Origin of the sequence: Paenibacillus sp. FSL R10-2734 (genome assembly GCF_037963865.1) — a bacterium.
In the GTDB taxonomy this organism is placed as follows: domain Bacteria; phylum Bacillota; class Bacilli; order Paenibacillales; family Paenibacillaceae; genus Paenibacillus_AQ.
Genome location: NZ_CP150170.1, coordinates 1,427,151 through 1,446,308, shown reverse-complemented (window position 1 = coordinate 1,446,308; position 19,158 = coordinate 1,427,151). Strand labels below are relative to the sequence as shown.

At 43.9% G+C, this 19,158-nt stretch carries 17 protein-coding genes and 1 other annotated feature; of the genes, 5 read left to right on the top strand and 12 right to left on the bottom strand.

Annotated features, from left to right (window positions below; all coding sequences use genetic code 11):
• Nucleotides 1-267: 267 nt before the first annotated feature.
• Nucleotides 268-1,344: a bifunctional 3-deoxy-7-phosphoheptulonate synthase/chorismate mutase gene (locus NSS67_RS06470; protein ID WP_339318807.1), complete on the bottom strand. Its 1,077-nt coding sequence runs from the start codon at nucleotides 1,342-1,344 to the stop codon at nucleotides 268-270.
• Nucleotides 1,345-2,025: 681 nt separating this feature from the next.
• Between NSS67_RS06470 and NSS67_RS06465 the strand changes: the two genes are divergently transcribed.
• Nucleotides 2,026-2,571 (top strand): glutathione peroxidase, encoded by a 546-nt coding sequence (locus NSS67_RS06465; protein ID WP_339318806.1) that lies wholly within the window; start codon nucleotides 2,026-2,028, stop codon nucleotides 2,569-2,571.
• Between the two features lie 291 nt (nucleotides 2,572-2,862).
• On the opposite strand, the gene NSS67_RS06460 is transcribed toward NSS67_RS06465, so the two are convergent.
• On the bottom strand, nucleotides 2,863-2,985 hold the full coding sequence (locus tag NSS67_RS06460; protein WP_339318805.1) for a hypothetical protein: 123 nt from the start codon (nucleotides 2,983-2,985) through the stop codon (nucleotides 2,863-2,865).
• Between the two features lie 109 nt (nucleotides 2,986-3,094).
• Here NSS67_RS06460 and NSS67_RS06455 point away from each other — a divergent pair, with 109 nt between their 5' ends.
• Nucleotides 3,095-3,310, top strand: coding sequence for a hypothetical protein (locus NSS67_RS06455; RefSeq protein WP_339318804.1), 216 nt, complete (start codon nucleotides 3,095-3,097; stop codon nucleotides 3,308-3,310).
• On the opposite strand, the gene NSS67_RS06450 is transcribed toward NSS67_RS06455, so the two are convergent.
• From NSS67_RS06450 to NSS67_RS06435, 4 genes are all read right to left on the bottom strand, one after another.
• Complete coding sequence (locus NSS67_RS06450) at nucleotides 3,307-4,416, bottom strand: GerAB/ArcD/ProY family transporter (protein WP_339318803.1); 1,110 nt, start codon at nucleotides 4,414-4,416, stop codon at nucleotides 3,307-3,309. The genes NSS67_RS06455 and NSS67_RS06450 overlap by 4 nt on opposite strands.
• A 31-nt stretch (nucleotides 4,417-4,447) precedes the next feature.
• On the bottom strand, nucleotides 4,448-5,650 hold the full coding sequence (locus NSS67_RS06445) for a Ger(x)C family spore germination protein (RefSeq protein WP_339318802.1): 1,203 nt from the start codon (nucleotides 5,648-5,650) through the stop codon (nucleotides 4,448-4,450).
• Between the two features lie 40 nt (nucleotides 5,651-5,690).
• Nucleotides 5,691-7,184 carry a spore germination protein gene (locus NSS67_RS06440; RefSeq protein ID WP_339318801.1) on the bottom strand — a complete coding sequence of 498 codons (1,494 nt, stop codon included), beginning with the start codon at nucleotides 7,182-7,184 and terminating at the stop codon, nucleotides 5,691-5,693.
• A gap of 290 nt (nucleotides 7,185-7,474) precedes the next feature.
• A complete protein-coding gene (locus NSS67_RS06435) occupies nucleotides 7,475-8,758 on the bottom strand; it encodes an ArsB/NhaD family transporter (RefSeq protein WP_339318800.1) in 1,284 nt (427 codons plus the stop codon).
• A gap of 213 nt (nucleotides 8,759-8,971) precedes the next feature.
• On the opposite strand from NSS67_RS06435, the gene NSS67_RS06430 reads away from it, so the two are divergent.
• A complete protein-coding gene (locus NSS67_RS06430) occupies nucleotides 8,972-10,057 on the top strand; it encodes an LLM class flavin-dependent oxidoreductase (RefSeq protein WP_339318799.1) in 1,086 nt (361 codons plus the stop codon).
• Nucleotides 10,058-10,533: 476 nt separating this feature from the next.
• Here the strand turns inward: NSS67_RS06430 and NSS67_RS06425 are convergent, their stop codons facing one another.
• The gene (locus NSS67_RS06425; RefSeq protein WP_339318798.1) at nucleotides 10,534-10,767 is read right to left on the bottom strand and encodes a hypothetical protein; all 234 of its coding nucleotides are present in this window, start codon (nucleotides 10,765-10,767) and stop codon (nucleotides 10,534-10,536) included.
• Nucleotides 10,764-11,771 carry a TIR domain-containing protein gene (locus tag NSS67_RS06420; RefSeq protein ID WP_339318797.1) on the bottom strand — a complete coding sequence of 336 codons (1,008 nt, stop codon included), beginning with the start codon at nucleotides 11,769-11,771 and terminating at the stop codon, nucleotides 10,764-10,766. Before NSS67_RS06420 ends, NSS67_RS06425 begins: the two co-directional genes overlap by 4 nt.
• A gap of 155 nt (nucleotides 11,772-11,926) precedes the next feature.
• On the opposite strand from NSS67_RS06420, the gene NSS67_RS06415 reads away from it, so the two are divergent.
• A complete protein-coding gene (locus NSS67_RS06415; protein WP_339318796.1) occupies nucleotides 11,927-13,072 on the top strand; it encodes an N-acetylmuramoyl-L-alanine amidase in 1,146 nt (381 codons plus the stop codon).
• Nucleotides 13,073-13,159: 87 nt separating this feature from the next.
• Here NSS67_RS06415 and NSS67_RS06410 read toward each other — a convergent pair whose 3' ends face one another.
• The 3 genes from NSS67_RS06410 to NSS67_RS06400 all read right to left on the bottom strand — a co-directional run bounded on the left by NSS67_RS06410 (nucleotide 13,160) and on the right by NSS67_RS06400 (nucleotide 16,631).
• Nucleotides 13,160-14,452 carry an Nramp family divalent metal transporter gene (locus NSS67_RS06410; protein WP_339318795.1) on the bottom strand — a complete coding sequence of 431 codons (1,293 nt, stop codon included), beginning with the start codon at nucleotides 14,450-14,452 and terminating at the stop codon, nucleotides 13,160-13,162.
• A 222-nt stretch (nucleotides 14,453-14,674) separates the two neighbouring features.
• Nucleotides 14,675-14,875 carry a DUF2933 domain-containing protein gene (locus NSS67_RS06405; RefSeq protein ID WP_339318794.1) on the bottom strand — a complete coding sequence of 67 codons (201 nt, stop codon included), beginning with the start codon at nucleotides 14,873-14,875 and terminating at the stop codon, nucleotides 14,675-14,677.
• Between the two features lie 73 nt (nucleotides 14,876-14,948).
• A complete protein-coding gene (locus tag NSS67_RS06400) occupies nucleotides 14,949-16,631 on the bottom strand; it encodes a glutamine--tRNA ligase/YqeY domain fusion protein (protein WP_339318793.1) in 1,683 nt (560 codons plus the stop codon).
• A gap of 81 nt (nucleotides 16,632-16,712) precedes the next feature.
• Nucleotides 16,713-16,973: a binding site (T-box leader), on the bottom strand.
• A gap of 134 nt (nucleotides 16,974-17,107) precedes the next feature.
• Between NSS67_RS06400 and NSS67_RS06395 the strand changes: the two genes are divergently transcribed.
• Nucleotides 17,108-17,497, top strand: coding sequence for a hypothetical protein (locus NSS67_RS06395; protein ID WP_339318792.1), 390 nt, complete (start codon nucleotides 17,108-17,110; stop codon nucleotides 17,495-17,497).
• Between the two features lie 85 nt (nucleotides 17,498-17,582).
• Here NSS67_RS06395 and NSS67_RS06390 read toward each other — a convergent pair whose 3' ends face one another.
• The gene (locus tag NSS67_RS06390) at nucleotides 17,583-19,139 is read right to left on the bottom strand and encodes a tetratricopeptide repeat protein (protein ID WP_339318791.1); all 1,557 of its coding nucleotides are present in this window, start codon (nucleotides 19,137-19,139) and stop codon (nucleotides 17,583-17,585) included.
• Nucleotides 19,140-19,158 lie beyond the last annotated feature (19 nt).

Sequence of the window (19,158 nt, the reverse complement as noted above, 5' to 3'; positions counted from 1 at the left end):
TCCCGATAAAATATCGGTTCGAGTGTTAGAAAACCACCCATTATTTAAGGTAAGCTGCTTCAAAATCTTCTTTCCTCCTGTGGCTATTAAGGTATTTAGGCCTTTTTCAAAAAGACCCGGGGCCGGTGCAACGCTAATGTTGCTTATTGTACTCGACCCACCTTCACCTCCACAAAAAGATCATTCAGACATGTAAGCGCTTATTAACATCATTTTCTAGCTTATTCTTTAATTTTCATTCAAATTCTATATATTCTATATTTCAAATTACCGGTACAGCCCGGAAGCTTTCACTTCATTGAAGAAGGTGTTGAATTCATCAATATTCAGCTGCTGTGCGGCATCGGACAACGCAGTTGCAGGATCTGGGTGAACTTCAACCATGATGCCATCGGCTCCGGCTGCGAGTGCGGCTTTCGCACAAGGAATAAGAATGTCTTTGCGTCCTGTGGAGTGCGTAACATCGACCAATACTGGCAAATGGCATTCCTGCTTAAGAATAGGCACAGCTGAAATATCGAGCGTGTTGCGGGTCGCTTTTTCATAAGTACGAATTCCGCGTTCAATCAACATGATTTGTGTGTTACCACGAGACATGATGTATTCCGCTGCATGTATGAATTCATCGAGTGTGGCAGCCAATCCGCGCTTCAGCAGCACTGGCTTATTGACTTCACCGACCGCTTTTAGCAGCTCGAAGTTATGCATGTTACGCGCACCGATCTGGATGATATCTACATAATCTAAGGACTCTTCGATATGTCTTGGGTCAACAATTTCACTGATCGTCAGCAGGCCATAATCATTTGCTGCTTCACGTAATATTCTTAGACCATCCATACCTAGACCTTGGAAGTCATAAGGGGAAGTCCGAGGCTTAAAGGCACCTCCACGCATAACACGTACACCAGCTTTTTGCAGGGCTGCAGCTACGGTGCGGGTCTGTAGTTCGCTCTCCACGGAGCAAGGACCAGCTACCATCAGCGAAGATGAACCGCCAACAGTAACATCCCCCGGCAGAACAATCACCGTATCTTCTTTGTGACTCTTACGCGCTACTAGTAATGTTTTTTTATGTTCATCGGATTGTAAGTCCAGAGATGCTGAAAAAATTTGTTTAAAGAGGCTGCGGATGGTTCCGTTAGTGAAAGGTCCTTTGTTGCTCGCTACGAGCTGATCCAGCATTTTCTTTTCCCGTTCTGGATCGAACTTAGGCACACCTTGTTTTTCTTTTACTACTCCAATCTCCTGAACAACCTTGGCCCGCTCGGAGATTAGCTCCAGCAATTGCCCATTGATTTCATCCAGACGACCTCTAAGAACATCCAATTCCACGTTACTCATTACCCTTCCACTCCCTCTTCTTATTGTATAATTTGGAACGCAAAAAGGCCCCCCGTCGCAAGGGACGAGGAGCCGTGGTACCACCCTTATTTAGAATTAACCCGAAAACTAGCACAAAGGAATAGAACATCATGTTCCCTGACTAAGAATTAATTCTGTCTTTCACCCGGTAACGCGGGGCGCGGGCCTCCCTACTCATACCTGCCACAACCTGTGACAAACTACTTCAGGGGCCGACTCGGAAGTGAACTTCGGCATTAATCGTCTCATGAGGGTGCTCTCAGTCTCCGGCACGCCTTCCCTGTTAAGATCCGCTATAATGCTTACTCTCTTCGTCATAGTCCTTATTTATGTCAGCACGTCTTTTGCGCTGGTTTCTGCTATCTTAATCAAAAAGGGATTCATATGCAAGATGACAATGTAACGCTACTCAGCTTTAATGCATTAAAATTCCATAAGTTAAAATTGTTCCTATACCAGCTCGCTTGAATAGAATTAGAAATATGAAATAACCCACACCCATACTATTCTAACTCTGCTTTAAAGGTTCCAATCCCTTTCAATGGATGATGTTGACAGCAATATTTTGATTGTTTACAATTAAATCATTGAAAATATTTCCTGTTCATATTCACTGCCAGCTTTAGCATTTACAATACATAACTGAAGGGATGTAGCAGCATGAGCATTTATTCATATACGGCACGCAGTATTCGTGGAAAAGAGATCGAACTAGAGCAATACAAAGGTAAAGTACTTTTGATTGTGAATACAGCAAGTAAATGTGGCTTTACCCACCAATATTCTGACCTGCAAAAGCTCTATGAAAGATACGAAGAACGTGGTTTCCAAATTCTCGGTTTCCCTTCCAATCAATTTGGGGAGCAGGAACCTGGTAGCAATGAAGAGGTTAATGTGTTTTGCCAAATCAATTATGGCGTTACGTTCCCACTCTTTGAGAAGGTTGAAGTAAAGGGCGAGCATAAGCATCCACTCTTCGCTCACCTTACGGAACAGGCCGGATTTGAAGGCTTCGACATGAACCATTCTTCAGGAAAGCTGCTTCAAAGCATGCTTGAGAGCAAAGATCCAGAAGCACTGAACAATGACGAAATCAAATGGAACTTCACTAAATTCTTGATAGATCGTGAAGGCAATGTGGTGACTAGATTCGAGTCTACTGTGGATCCTCTGGATATTGAGCCAGCGATCGAAGCACTGCTATAGAATGTTCTAGATATTTAGACCGAACTAATGATATTAACTTAAAGCTCAGTAGTCACTGCGGTGAATCATTGGACTTCCGGCCGCTGTTGTCCCCAGATTTCTTGATTATTACCGCTCTTTGCGGTGGAAATCCAGGGACAAAGGCGGTCGCTATCGCTCCTACAGTTCCAATATTCCCCTCCGATCCTTCTCGCTTTTTGTTATATTCTTTTGTTCAGCCTATCAAGATTGAATTCATATACAACAATAAGCCGCCCAGACTGCAACTCTGGGCGGCTTTTTAATTATTGTTCACGTACGATATTGCTCAGTAAACACTTCAAAATAAGGTGTCGTATCTCTTTCTGCCATCGAACCATTAGCGCCTGGTCCCCAGCCGATCTCAGCCCGCCAGCTCCCTAGCAACCCTGTCACCCGTCCGGTCCACCGTCCAGCGAAATCACGTTGGATCTGCTTTATCGGAATAAGTTCAGCTCATCTCGTGAACAACTAGATACATACTCTAAAACTTAGGAGAGAAAACATGAAGAACATTCTCATATTCACAGTACTACTTGTGGGAAGTTTATTATTCGATCTCGTACTGGACCTTCCTCTTGGTGTAACTCTTTACCAAGATATTATGATGATTCTCAGAAGGATTCAAATTCTGCATCCAACCATTCAATGGCTCTTTGGACTGGCATTTGTCATCATTCTCTACGTTCTAGGAATGAAAAAGAAGCCATCCAAGCTTTAAGTATTGTGTTCGCGTTTAAATTTGTTACGCAACCACACCCATCCCCCGAGCAAGACAGGGATCGTCATCTCAAAGGGCAAATAAATAAACCATTGATTGGAGATGAGACCCTCTTGTATATGATGCGAAGAATTCGGACTAATCACAATAGCTGAAAGGAAAGTAACCATTCCTACAAGAAGGACCGCCGTTCGGTAGCTCGTCATATGAAACAACCGATAAACCGCAACTACAGAAGCCGCATAGAAGATGCTTGCTTTAAAAAAAACGCCAATGATCAGCATCATAACTGCGATCACATCTAACCGTTGAATAAAATTGGAGATATTAACCTCGCTAATTGACATCAGGAAAGGAAAAAACGATTGGCTCAAGATATCCACGCCCAGCACGGAAACATTCAATGCCGTAATCCAAGCTAATATTAATCCACTGAAAATCAAGCTGATGATCCCCGTGCGCAGTAAGGACCCACGCTCTTTCAGGAATGGAGTCAACATCATAAAGGCAATCACTTCTGTAAACGGAAAATTAACTGAACGTGGAAACGACATCAGAATGCTGCCAACCCCGTCCCCGAGGATCGGCATTAACCGTTCAAGATCCACAATACCCGAAACAACAATCAAGACACTCGAGAGTAGAATCATACTTAGCATTACGACATAGAAGACTTCGCCTGTTCGGGCTAGCACCACTATCCCAAGGGACAGTACGTAGCCAATGGTCACGACCATCATGGCATGAATCATAATGATCGGCGTTTGGTCGAATACCGATACATTCATTAACAGGGCAAAATCATTAAACTGCCGAGAAGCTTGGTAAATGAAAAATAAAGTATAAAGAAAGGCTAGGATTTTACCTGGCACCCTCCCAATAATGCCTTCGATAACAACAGTTAACGGCTGACGAGGATTATCCCGGGCGATATAACAGAACACGACGTAAAATAACAAAGCTAACGCCATGCCTAACAGCGTCGATATCCATCCCGCTTCTTTGGCCTCAACATTGAGTGGGAACACTAAGGCACTTCCTAGCTCGAATAACACCATCAACCGAAATAATTGTGAGAAATGCATCACGTTCTGGTTATTCCTCATAACTCCACCTTCACTACTTAGAAATAATGATCTATTCGACTTGCGTCGGATTAATGGTCATTCCTGTGTTCCCTATGGACATTTCAACCCGAACATCCCGCTCTGCTGTACGAAATAGCTCAGGCCATTGGTCCTCAATTCTTCTCCACTCCTTCCGATCCATACGATCGATAGAAGCTCCAAACCCAAAAGCATCTAACTTCTGCTGTTGTAAAGCAATGAGCGTATTCTCGATTTCATCTTGGATCTGTTTACCAACCTGCTTCTCCAGCTTCAGCAGGAATGCATTCTCAAGGCGTTCATTCGAGCATTTGCCTAATTCTCTAATGGATCCGGAAGTTTGAATATGCACATGCAACACATAGCGGTTATTACGCTTGATGACACGCAATGATGATTTCTCGCGATTGATATCGATCGTCAACCCATCTTTTTGCCCTTTACAATCCGTTCTCAATGCTGTGCGCTTCATCGTCTTTTGTGTCCACAAATATCCTCGAGCTTTCTCTTGATCCAGCCAACTCCAGAGTTTATCCCCATCGAAGATCGCAATTCCCTTGGTAATTAATGTCGACGCTGGCTGAATCGTATCCGTGTTATCTCGTTTGTCTAGCTTATCTTGATCGCCTGCAATGCTTACGCCACCAACGGTAAGTTCTTTTCCATGATGTGCCAATTGTCGAATAACTTCATCGATTTGGATATGGTGTGTCTCCCCCCATAACTTCTCAACTAAGATTAACTGCTGTGAAAGTTGATTCGCTGGAATTCTCTCCATGGTCGTGACAAGCTTCAATAATTTCGAGGCCGGCACATCACGTGAAATGATCACGTTCGTCTGCATGCGCATTTCATGATCCCGCAGGAAGACGTCAAATATTTTTTTAATCCCTTGCTTGGCGATTTCGCTATCAATAACGATGACCGACATATGTGAAAATAGCATTTTACGGGACAACTGCATCGTAACTTTACGCGAAGCTTCCGCAACAGATACTCCAGTGCTCTTATACGTGGTGACACTGGACGTTCCTCCACCACCACCTTGCTGACCCTCTACGATCGATCCCGGGTTAATTACCTGAAAAGATAACAAAAATTGCTGATCAGGTGTTTGTTCAATCGACATCGCGACACACAAAGCCACTTCTTTGAGTTCGGTCTGATCCCAGCAACCCCCACACAAAATAGAGAGACCGATAAGTACAATATGAACGATCCACGACTTCTTCACGGCTCCGACTCCTTCTTATTCGCGCATGTTCCGTGATAGACTAGCTCTTCTTTCGTCTATTCTGGGCAAGCCCTACTGGACGCGTTCGGAATTTCCACAGGGGAGCTCGAAAGATCGCATCTTTATGATCCTCGGGAACATTGGGTGCATAGGATGTGAGGTATGGATACCCGAAGGAACTCAAATGACTCATATGGCCGACTACGCAGAATAAACCTAATAACACGCCGAAAAAACCAAACGTAGCACCGAGCACAAGAAAAACCACTCGGAACAGACGGGCTGTAATACCTAAATTGTACGAGGGTAAGGCAAACGTCGTGATCGCCGTCATGGATATCACAATTACCATAGAAGAAGCCACGAACCCCGCCTGCACAGCAGCTTCCCCCATCACTAACGCACCAACGATAGAGATCGCAGAACCAATCACTTTCGGCATCCGAATCCCCGCTTCATATAATATTTCTAGTGCTGCGATGAGAATGAAGGCTTGGATAATCGCTGGAAAAGGGACATTCTCCGATTGAGATGCAAAGCTAATAATGAGTGGTGTTGGAATCATCGCATGATGAAATGTTATTGCTGCCACGTAAAGTGCTGGTGTAAGGAAAGACATAAGAAATGAAACTAACCGGAGCATCCGAAGAATGGATGAGAAATAAAAGCGTTGGTAGTAATCCTCCGCGCTCTGAATAAATTGAAAAAAGCTGACTGGTGCGATCAATACATGCGGTGTTCCATCAACAAAGATCGCTACTCTGCCATCCAGCAAGCTGCCTGCTACGGTATCCGGTCTTTCCGTGTTATAGATGAGGGGGAAAGGGGAATAGGGATGATCTATTAAATACTCTTCGAGATATCCCGATTCCAACACTCCATCCAGCTCAATCTGCTGCAATCTCATTCGGATATCCTGCACCATACTTTCTTCTGCAATATCGCGCATATATGCAACACGAATTTCCGTTTTCGTATGTTCTCCGAGCTTTAACGACTCAAAATGCAGTGATTCGCTTTTGATACGCCGTCTTACCAACGTCAGATTCGTCACGAGGGATTCCGTAAAGCTGTCCTTGGGACCTCTTACGGTCGCTTGCGAAGTCGGCTCGCTTACCGCTCTTTTGTCACCACCTTGCGTGCTACTAACTAACGCCTGGGAGTACCCATTCACCAGAATCGCCGTGTTTCCCCCAAGAATTTCTCCAACGACGTCTTGAATGTGAGTGTAGACTTGTAGGTTGCCGATCGCGATCCCATAGTTCTGAATCATTCGGAACAAGGATTGAGGCGGCATCGATGACTGATGAGGGTCAAAACCACGTTGCTCCATGATGGATTTCAATATGAAATCGTTAATCGTCTTGCTATCGGTTAGCCCATCAAGATATACAATCGCTATCTGTCCCTGATCATGTTCAATGTAGCGCGTAACGATGTCTGAACTATATCCCAGCCTGTTCTGAATGGCCTGCATATTTTGATCTAAGTGAATAAGTAGTTCTTCATGATTCTCCCGTTGCAGCCCATTCACTAGCCTGGCTCCTCTCGGACTTTTTTTCCTAGTATTATCAATTATAAAATGTAAAATTATACATCCTACTCACATTAATGAACAACGCGAACACCCCCTTGCATCTAAGCAAGGAGGTTGTTCACGGGCGCAGTATCTAATTGAATCTGCGCGTCATCATATAGTAACTGAGAACCAGCTAGTAGCCTAAGCTTTGATTGATCTTCAACATCGGGTGCGTTAAGCGAATCATTTATATTTACAAAAAAACAGAGGTATTGCGCTTATACATGCGCAATACCTCTGTTTGTTCACATCAGATATCTTAAATACAAATATACGCTTGAGATCACAATAGACAGCAGCATTAAAGGGAAACCCACCTTCAAATACTTCATGAACGTAATCGGGTAGCCCTCTTTACCAGCAAGACCAGCAACGATCAGATTGGCACTGGCACCGATCAATGTACCATTGCCACCCAAGCAAGCACCCAAGGCCAAACTCCACCAGAGGGGCTCCAGATTGGTGATCCCCATCTGCCCCATCTCCTGAATTAAAGGAATCATCGTTGCTACAAAAGGAATATTATCAAGAAACGCAGAGGCAATCGCACTTACCCATAAGATCATCATCGAGCTCATGAGAACGTCCCCACCCGTTAATTCAATCGCCTTGGCAGCCAGCTCCGCGATGACACCCGTCTCAACGAGCCCGGATACCAGAACAAACAGTCCAACAAAAAAGAATATCGTAATCCATTCCACACTACGAAAAGCTTTTTCCAGCATGTGCTCTCCCCCGGTTAGTAAGAGCAGTAAAAAAGCGCCTGCTAAGGCAACTGTAGCGGACTCCAAATGTAGCGTCTGATGTAAAAAGAACCCTGCAATCGTAATTCCGAGTACAATCAAACATTTTCGCATCAGCTTATGATCCGTAATCATTGCCTTCTCATCCATGTCCATGATGCTCTTCTGCAATTCCGGAGTGGATTTAATTTGTTTACCAAACATCAGTAGTAGAAGTGGGATATACGCCAACATAATGATGATAATCACAGGTGCCAGATTATTGATAAAAGACATAAACGTCAGCTCTTTCACAGCACTGCCAATCATAATATTAGGCGGATCTCCAATCAATGTTGCCGTTCCACCGACATTCGATGCGATAATTTGTGACATCAAAAAAGGTAGCGGATGAATTCGTAGTTGCCTTGTAATACTGAAAGTAACGGGTACCATTAACAGCACTGTCGTAACATTATCCAAGAAAGCTGAAGCAATTGCAGTAATAACAAACAAGGCAATCAGTATCCGTCTCGGTTTCCCTTTCGCTAGCTTAGCTGATTTCACAGCCGCATATTTAAAGAGTCCTGTCTCTGCAGTAATCCCTACAATCATCATCATCCCTACAAGTAGTCCAAGGGTATTAAAATCAATGTGATGCAGTGCCGTCTCCTGATCGACAATACCCATCGCTACCATAACAATAGCACCTAACATCGCTAAGATCGTACGATGAATTTTCTCAGAAATAATCAGTCCATAAATCAGTAGAAAAATACCTATTGCCCAAATCGCTTGCTGTTCCATGATATCCTCCGGTCCTTCTAAGTGATCTATTAAATTTATAACCTATTAATCATAAAGTAGATTTGTTTTTTTCGCATCGATAATTTTAATTTCATCCTACAAAAACATTTACTCATAAACTTACAATTTGTAAGTTGTTGTGTTATAATAATCACAATCCTCCATAAACGAACAAGCTTTATCAAATATATGAATAACAAGGGGTTTGTGATCATGAGTAACGAGGTAACCACAGCACCAGCATCCGATTTTGAATTCGGTATCTACACCTTAGGAGACATTGTAGCTGATTGTCATAACGGTAATAAGATTAGCCCAAAACAACGACTCGACGAAGTTGTAGCTGCGGCCAAGCTAGCAGATGAAGCAGGGCTTGATGTATTTGGTGTAGGTGAGCATCACCGACTTGATTTTGCAATTTCTTCGGTTCCAGTCGTTCTGGCAGCCATCTCTCAGGTTACTCGTAGAATCAAGCTGACGAGCGCCACCACCGTATTAAGCACCATTGATCCCGTTCGCGTGTTCGAGGATTTCGCCACACTTGATTTACTGTCGAATGGCCGCGCAGAGATTATTGCGGGACGTGGTGCTTTTGTGGAATCTTTTCCGCTCTTCGGGTATGAACTTGAAGACTATCATCGACTATTCACCGAGAATATCAATCTGCTTTTGGAGCTTAACAAGCATGAAATTATGAACTGGGAGGGCTCCTTCCGTTCACCCCTGAAGGATTCTGAGATTGCTCCACGCCCTCTTCAGCAAAGACTTCCTGTATGGATTGGCGTAGGCGGTTCTCCTGAAAGCGCGGAGAAAGCTGGAACACTTGGAACCGGAATGGCCATCGCCATTCTTAGCGGCAGTCCAGAGCCTTTCCAAGAGCTTGCCGCAACTTATCGACGCGCCGGAATTCTGGCAGGGCATGCACCTGAGGATCTAAAGATTGCAATTACTAGCCACGGCTACATTGCCGAAACCTCACAGCAGGCGCTGGATGAATATTACCCATATTACTATAGTTACCGGAATTCCATCAGTCCAAAACCTGGACAAGAATACAAAGTGTCTCGTGACGACTTTGGGCAATATGTATCTGCTGATAACACGATGGCTGTGGGCAGCCCGCAGCAAATTATTGAGAAAATTCTCTATCAGCATGAGCTGTTCGGCCATAGCCGCTTTATGACTCAGCTCGATATCGGCGGGCTTCCTTACGCCAAGGTAACCAAGGCCATTGAACTATTGGCAACAGAGGTTGCCCCTGTTGTGCGGCGCGAGATTGCCAAGAAGAACAGCCGTTAGAACTGAGAGGTTGTCCCAGTAAACAAAGTAGCGCTTCTCCCTTCCGTGGAGTAGCGCTATTTCGTGTTATTGCTCCACTGCGACTTGCTCCAGCATGTTATGAGCAAGCGATTAGAATAACAGTCCGTTCGCAGAACTAAGAATGCCTGCAAAAATATAACTTTTTATATAGATATCCTCTTCATTATGTCCAAAAGCTGCGAATCTACAGGTATATCTTCACTTATGTTTTAAAGACCTCTTCAGAAGCAAGAATAACTGCAGCCTAGCAGGAATCATTGATTTAGCCATCCTCGTATCATTAAAAATTGTATTCTTGCAGGTTTATTCGCCAGCTATGTTACTGATTAGTCAACCGTCCGCATCGTTAAGCTAAATCGTGCTGCTTATACCCTTGATCGATCCTTACCTTTACTCAAAAAAAGAAGCTATCCCTTAAGTAGATTCACTACTGTTGAGATAGCCCCTTATGCTTGTTACGCAAAGGATGGTTTATTATTATCTACCTTCCCACTAATAAGCTTCTTATATTCATCGTCCCCACCGTCCAGAGAAGGTGCAGTATAAATCTTAGTTGAAGCTGGCTGCTGAGCGGAATGGCTTGAACCTGAATTACTTGTGGTATTCTTATCTCCTGCACTCCTGCTTCCACCACTTGCAGATCGGAGAACAGCACCGGATAAGTTGTTAATACCCTTTATTCTCTTCATGCTGAATCCTCCCCTACTAAATGATTGATGGTACGGAATAAATCCTGATTATTCCCAACTACCGCCTTAAGACCATCCGCAGATAATCCATCACTTCCTGAAAAATGTACGGAAAGAACATACTTCTTACCTAGAGGATAGCATAGGATATATACCTCCGCAACTTCCGTGCGTTGAAAAAAAGTCCATTTACTCGATAAAAATGCATCCACCACACTAGGCTGCTTCTCATTCTCTTTCGTTACTGTTAAGGAATAAGAGTGACCACGTCCGACATTCCCCCCCACCTGCACAAGCCGTTCGTTCTCTTGAGCCTGCCAGATAGCAGCACCGATCACACGACAATGCTTCGGAGGTAAAAAGGAATTGCGTATCGCCTCACTGAGTGCGTGATACTTCTCTCCATCTCCAGAGATGGTCACATTACTATTATATTGCCAAAAAAAATGAAGGATACTCTCTTTGCGCCTTAAATCCATCTTTAGCTGCTCTAAATCTTTAACCGGGTCACTAAATCTACCGCGCTCTTGAATACTATCGATAATCTTACCACAGCTTACATCCACAGCAGCCGTAGGATTATCATGATGCACTTCATACTCTAAAGACGTAATCCCAGACAAATCAGATAGCAGATGATACTCTTCCACGTTTTCTCCAGGGATCAAATCGTCACGGGCAGTAACCTGGTCTGGAACTAGGCAAAACACACGACTGCGTCGTAATCTAGCCCAAAACAAACCCATCTCAAATCCCGTATTATCGCGGGTCACATAATAAAATTTACCGCGTATTTTGGCGACATCATCAGGCGAGAACACAAATACAGCAAAATCACTTTCATCCAAATTTCTCTCCAGTGCCTCCATCGTATATTCATTCGCACGAAAGGCATTGGCATACCAAGGATGTACTTCAGCATCCCTCTTCAGCTGCTCATGAATCGCTCTTGCATAACGTATGGATTCCCTGGAAGATCCAATGAATAGCTTTGGTTTAGTCACGGCAGTGCTCCTTCATCCTTTCCAATATGTAATAATTATACAAGTCTTTAGACCACCGGAATAGAGGCCAAGTTCTCAAAAACTTCTAAAAAAATTATTCTAAACCTCGTAAAGTGGGTAAAAAATTACGACTACTTTGAAAAAGCGAGGATACTATGAACAAAATGATAGGTGTCACACTACTTGCGGCATGCCTTTTAGGTACGGCAGCGCCACAACCTGCTGAAGCTAAGACAACCACGGGTGGTTATACTGCTCAGGTATACGCGAGTTCTTTAAATGTACGCAATGAGCCAGCAAAGAATGCAACTGTTGTGGGATCTATTAAGAACGGAGCAAAGGTAACTGTTACTGAGGATCAGCACGGGTGGTTAAAGGTTAAGACGGGGAACACCTCTGGCTGGGTAGCGGGCTATTACCTTAAAAAGGTGAACAGCAACTCCCAGCAAACAAGCGCTTCTCGAACATCTGTTACTTCCAACACCAGTACTACCTCCACCTCGACCAGCGCTTCGAGTAGAACCACAAAGGCTACAGTTACAGCTGACTCCTTGCGCATCCGAAGCGGTCCGGGAACACAATATAAGGTGCTCGGTTCTTTAAAGGCTCAGGATACGGTTGCCCTTCTCCTTCATCAGAACGATTGGGCACGAATTCGAACTGCTAACGGTAATATCGGATGGGTCGCTGAGCAATATATTCGAAGTGGCACTTCAGTAAGCAGCACGAGCAGCACAAAGTCCACCTCGCGCACAGGTAATCTGCGAGGAAAGTTAATCGTCGTGGATCCTGGTCATGGCGGCAGTGATCCGGGGATGCTCGGCACTACATATAACACCATGGAAAAGGATTTGAATCTGCAAACAGCATTTTATGTTCGCGATGCCCTTGTAGCTAAAGGTGCACGGGTAGAGATGACGCGTACTCGGGAAGATCAGAAGCCTACGCTCGCTCGGCGTGTTCAGATGAGTGAGGCGCTGAATGCAGATGCATTTGTAAGCATACATTATAATTCTTCTCCAAAAAAAGTGTCCGGGACACTAACCTTCTTTTATTCCGAATCAGATGATCTGAGGCTGGCACGGTCGATTGAAACCCGGCTGGGGCAAGGCATCGGTCTAAAGAGCAACGGGTTGTCCTTTGGTGATTACCACATCCTGAGGGAGAATAGAATTCCAGCTACTTTAGTTGAGCTTGGATTTCTTACCAATCCTACAGACGAGGCCCTTGTCCGCAAGTCCTCCTATCAGAAAAAAGCGGCTAAAGCGATCGCCGATGGCGTAGCCGATTATTTTAAATAAAACAGGATCCATATATAAAAAGCCCGGCCCAGGGTATCCCTCAAGTATGACCTGAGGAGATCCGTGAGCCGAGCTCTTTAGCTGCGCTTATACAAACATTTGATAGACCAAAAACAAGTTTAACGATACAACCAGACCGGAGATGATCCACCCAAGAGCAGCTGTCATCTTACGATTCACTAACCCGCCCATAATCTGACGATTGCTTGTAAACATAACCAGTGGTACCAGGGCAAATGCAATCCCAAAGGACAAGATCACCTGACTGATAACGAGTGCCTTCGTTGGATTTACACCAAAGCCGATGATAGCCAAAGGTGGAATAATCGTAATCGCACGACGTAAATACAGGTTAATTCTTTTGTTGATGAAGCCTTGCATCACGACATCACCAGCCATAGTTCCTACAGACGAACTCGATAGTCCCGCAATAAGTAGTCCTAACCCAAACGAGATCGCTGTTACTGGCCCAGCTAAGTGACTAAATTGCTGAAACGCGACATCCAGATCCTCAACCACCAGCCCATTTTTGAAAAACAATGCCGCCGAGACAATCACCATCGCCAGATTCACTGCACCTGCAATAATCATCGCAATGATAATATCTATGAATTCCAGTTTAAAGATTTGTTTCTTCTCCGCTTCATTTACTCCTACGATACGATTCTGAGTAAGTGATGAATGTAAATAAATCGCATGTGGCATCACTGTTGCACCTAGAATTCCTGCGGCCAAAAGGATGCTATCCACCCCTTCAAACTTGGGTGTAAACATGCCTACAGCAACAGCACCCATATCTGGTTTAGCTACAATAACTTGAAATGCGAATGCTAAAACGACAATAAGAATCATTGCAGCAATTCCGGCCTCAAGTGAGCGGTAGCCCCGGCGCTGAAGCTCTAAGATAGCAAAAGAACCAACGGCAGTGATCATTGCTGCAGGCAGCATAGGTATATCAAACAATAGATATAGTCCTAAAGCCGCCCCGATAAACTCCGCTAGATCCGTTGCAATAATCACCAATTCACTTTGAATCCATAAGAAGATCGATACACTCTTCGGAAATCGATCATGAGCGATCTCAGGTAAGTTCTTGCCTGTAGCAATACCCAGCTTGGCGGATAACGCCTGAATAAGAACGGCCATTAAATTCGAGGCCACTATCACCCATAATAAGAGGTAGCCATATTTTGAACCCGCCGTAATGTTGGTGGCAAAATTACCTGGATCCAGATAAGCAACAGCAGCGATAAATGCTGGGCCTAAGAAAGGAAGTAATCTTTTTATTCCTTTTGTCTCCCCATTAAGTACGGCTTGCGCTGAAATGGAGTTCTTATGTTGTTTTATATGTGGTTGTTCAACTAAAGTTTGTTCTAACATCTCAATTCCTCCTCATGCCAGAAAAAGTTGTCTATATACATGAAAGTTTCCTCTGTGCAACTTATATTTAAAGTATATGCTCATTTCTGAAAAATGTAAATATGTTTCATTCATGATTTTCATATGCTTATACACTTCTGATCAACAAAAAAGCTAGACGATGATCCGGAATTACCCGTTCTTCGCCCAGCTTTAGCTCCTAAGTCCATGATTACGACCCTTTTATGAAGTTAAACTTTGAATATCTTTTCTCATTTGTTCGTTCTGCATTTTCAGATCATTCAGCTCTTTCTGAAGCTCCTGATAATCAGCTGATGCTTGCTTTCTCGATCCATGTCCATGTCCGTGTTTCCCGCCCAGTCCAAACATCATAAATATCATCATTAAGGGACAAATCAAAGTGACTAACCAAGCCCAATTCATAGCATTACCTCCTAGAATTCAATATGACCTCTTTATCATAAAGAAAAGTTGTGGAGAAAGAATGTGCTGTGAATTACGAATTTTTCTTCCATGTGTCCTTCAGCGGTACAATTCGATTCAGGACCAGCTTATCAGCTGTGCTATACTTTTTATCCACACAGAAGAATCCATGCCGGATGAATTGAAATTTATCTTCTGGAAGTGCACTTTCCATGGAAGGCTCCAGCAAGCAATCCTTCAGAATTGTTAAGGAATCTGGATTAAGATACGCGTCCCAGCCCTCATCGTCTTCTTTAGGTCCGTCGTTATCTTTTAGCAGCCGCTCGTATAGATGAACATCTGCTTTGATCGCATGTTCTGCCGATACCCAATGAATAGTTGCCTTGACCTTGCGTTCATTAAATCCACTTCCACTCTTCGTTCTCGGATCGTAGGTGCAGCGAAGCTCAAGGATTTCTCCGGTTGCTTCATTCTTGATTACTTCATTACACTTCAAGAAATAAGCACCCTTCAGCCTTACTTCATTACCAATAGTCAGCCTGTGATAACCTTTAGGCGGCTCCTCCATGAAATCCTCTTGTTCAATATAGAGCGTCCGTGAAAAGGGAACCTCTCTTTCCCCTAGTGTCTTATCCTCGCTGTTATTCTCAATCTTCAGCCATTCGCTTTGATCCTCAGGATAGTTAGTAATGACCACTTTTAGGGGCTTGAGAACGGCCATCACGCTAGGAGCCTTCGCCTTCAAATCTTGTCTAAGCGCATGCTCTAACATGGCAATATCCACAATGGTGCTATGTCTAACAAATCCGATTTCCTTCACAAAATTCCGAATACTCTCAGGCGTAAAACCTCTTCTCCGCAGTCCACGAAGTGTTGGAAGTCTTGGATCATCCCATCCGTCCACATATTGTCCTGTAACCAGTTGTCTAATATACCGTTTGCTAGTGACGACGCCAGTGATGTTTACTCGTCCAAACTCCCTTTGTTTTGGAGGCTCAGGGGTATCCAGCTCATTCAGCACCCACTCATACAGTGGTCGATGATCCTTGAACTCAATCGAGCATAAGGAGTGTGTAATCCCTTCGATAGCATCTTGAATAGGATGGGCAAAATCATACATTGGATAGATGCACCAATCGTTGCCCGTTCTATAATGCTCCGCATGGATGATCCGGTAGATTATCGGGTCACGCAAATTGATATTAGGTGAGCTCATATCTATTTTGGCGCGTAATACTCTGGCTCCAGTCGGATAAACTCCATTCCGCATTTCCGTGAATAAGGTCAAATTCTCTTCCACAGAACGTTCCCGGTAAGGACTGTTCTTTCCCGGCTCGGTAAGCGTACCTCTATAAGCTGTCACCTCTTCAGGTGATAAATCGCAGACATAGGCTTTTCCTTTTCGGATTAGCATTACTGCGCTATTGTATATTTTTTCCGAATAGTCTGATCCATAGAAAGTATGGTCCGGTGGGTAGCCCATCCATAGCATATCTTCGCGAATAGCATTTACATACTCCAGATCCTCTTTTAAAGGATTAGTGTCATCGAACCGCAAATTAAATGTCCCGCCATATTTCTTCGCAGTCGTATAGTTCGTGTGAATGGCATACGCACTGCCAATATGGAGATATCCGTTAGGTTCCGGTGGGAATCTGGTGCAAATGTCTCTACTGTAAGTTCCAGCCTCGAGCTCTTCTTGAATTAATCTATCGATATAACTTTCTGGTATTACTACTGGTCCATTGTTGTTCATTGGTGTTACCTCCTGTTTATAAGTGATATCCGCATAATTGATCTGCAAAATAAAAAGAACCTCATCTCCAAGACTTATGGTCTTGGGGACGAAATTCTCGCGGTACCACCCCAGGTTCATTAATATGTCGCCATATTAATCTCATCAAGTACGGCAATGCATGTTACGCAGTGCTTATACTCTAGCTCTATAACAGGAGCTCCTGTCATACCATCCCCTTTGCCCGGTTCCGATATGCCGCTCAGAGGCTTGTTTCGATAAAACATCCCTTACCCCGTTCTCATCATCCAGGGCTCTCTGTGAAGGAATGATTTTATTTACTCTTCTCGTCATCGCGTTTAATTATTTTGTATAGGATACCAAATAGATGGTCCTGTGTAAATGGTGCTTATTAATTGATAATAAAGATTGAAAATTCCATTATTGAGGTATATATTTGGTGAAGTTACGTCGTTTCCAATTTCTGGAGGTAGTTTATGAAAAGAATTAGTATCCTTACATTTTCGCTGATCATTTTGCTGATTTTATTATTTGTATTAGTCAGATCAAAGCAAGAGATCGTCAGCGTTAGCCTTGTGTCCGAAACAACGAAAATCACTTATACTGACAGTGAAAGCATTCAAATCTTCGAAGATACTATAAGAACTACAAAAAAAGTACCCGGGGCTATTGATGTGGGTGGTCCACCAACTTATCAAATGACGGTTACTTACGCTGATTCTGAAGTCGTCGGATTCAGCCTTTATATGGATTTCAAAACTAAAAATGGCTTCCTCATTAAAGATAGCAATAGCGAAAAGATGCTGGACTTAAAAGATAAGAATGCGCAAGAGCTGGCAAACCTGTTAATTAAAGAAAAGAAATGATACAGGATTTTAAAAAAACTGTGACTCGCAAGAGGTCACTTTTTTTCAAAGTGTCCATCTTTCGGGTCACAGTTCAACATACGCTTTATTCCTCGCGCAGAGCCGTTATCAGTTCCAAAACCACTTCATTATCCGGCTCTACAGCCAAAGCTTTATGCGCGTATTCCAGTGCAGCAGCTTCAGCTCCAAGCTCGTAGTTACAAATCGCCATACTATAAAGAACAGATGCTAATGGATCTTCCGTATTGGCATGCATAGACCGCTCTAGGTAGACTAACGCCTCCTCGAACTTATCCATTTCATACAGCAGTAATCCAGCGTCCAGCGATAGATCGTAGCTCTGTTCCATCGGATAGTAGCCCGTCCACATCAACTGTATACCACGCTGAAGATCCAGCATTTCTTCATCACTGGCATCCGGCAACAGCTCCGAGATCTGTTCAGCACTATGGATAAACCATTCTGCATCATAGCCACCTAAGCGCCAAAAGGCCAAAATTTGCTGCAGCCCCATCGTATCTAATTGCTGATCCATCCATTCCTTCATACTGAAGAAATCATCCGGGCCAAAGCGCTCTATAAACCGTTTATAACCTAACCGAGTGTTCGTATAGCTCATCGGTGCATCCAGCATAAGAATACATCCGATGTTCAAGTTTTTATAATGGTGAGCGGTAAATAAGGAGTGCGCCCCTTTTTGGTCCAACATATGCTGAATCGCATGATAGTTTGCCGTTAAGGAGAAGCTTCCATGATGAATAAGCATCGGCGGCTCCGCAAATTGCCAATTCTCTATACGGTGATCTCCCTTATCCGCCGTCAGGAGTACGAACCCCTCTGTAGACAACCTCGCAAGCCGCTCCAGACACGAAAGCCCCACCACTGGAAACAGAATATGCGAATCCTCCAGCGTCTGCTGGTAGAGCTTTATAACATCGTGATAGGGGTAGGTCGGATCTTCGTAACTAGCCGCACGGCGATAATGGTACTGCGGGATGATTGTACCGAGTACATCTGAGGGGTTATCCGAATCTGCCTCCTCTGAATACTGAATCGATACCTCACATTCATATATTTTTCCTTCATCCACATAAATCAATTCCTGCGGGATACTGTCAAAAAAATAATTGGCTACAAGCAGCAGTGGCTGCTGTAAATCACCCGGTCTAATGCTGAGCTTAGCGTGTACTAAATGCAGTTCAGTATCCTCTACAGCATCAAAACGTGCGAAATCCAGTATCCCCTTCTTTACGAATGGAAGTAAGCTTGGGTGCTGCTGCCAGCTGGTTATATTTTTAGCGGGTAAATCACTCATCACATAACGAAAAGGAGGAAGCGGAGTCCCTGCGTAATCTATGATTTCGCATAGCTTCTTAAGGATATGGAACGCTAATCGACCCGCTCCTGCCCCCAGCTCCAGTATGGTAACTGTTTCAGAGAGATGTCCTTGTCCAGCCCGATCTTGCAGGAATCCGAAGATCATCTCTGCGTATGCTGTCGCAATCATAGGATTGCTCGTAATATATTGCGGGACCTGATCATTATTCCAAGCCTTTAATCCCTGTTCTTCATAATAAGCCCGCTGCAATTCCCAAATGGGTGCTTCACTGAATCGATATCGCTGTTCTTCATTACCTGTCATCTATTTCTTAACCTGCTCT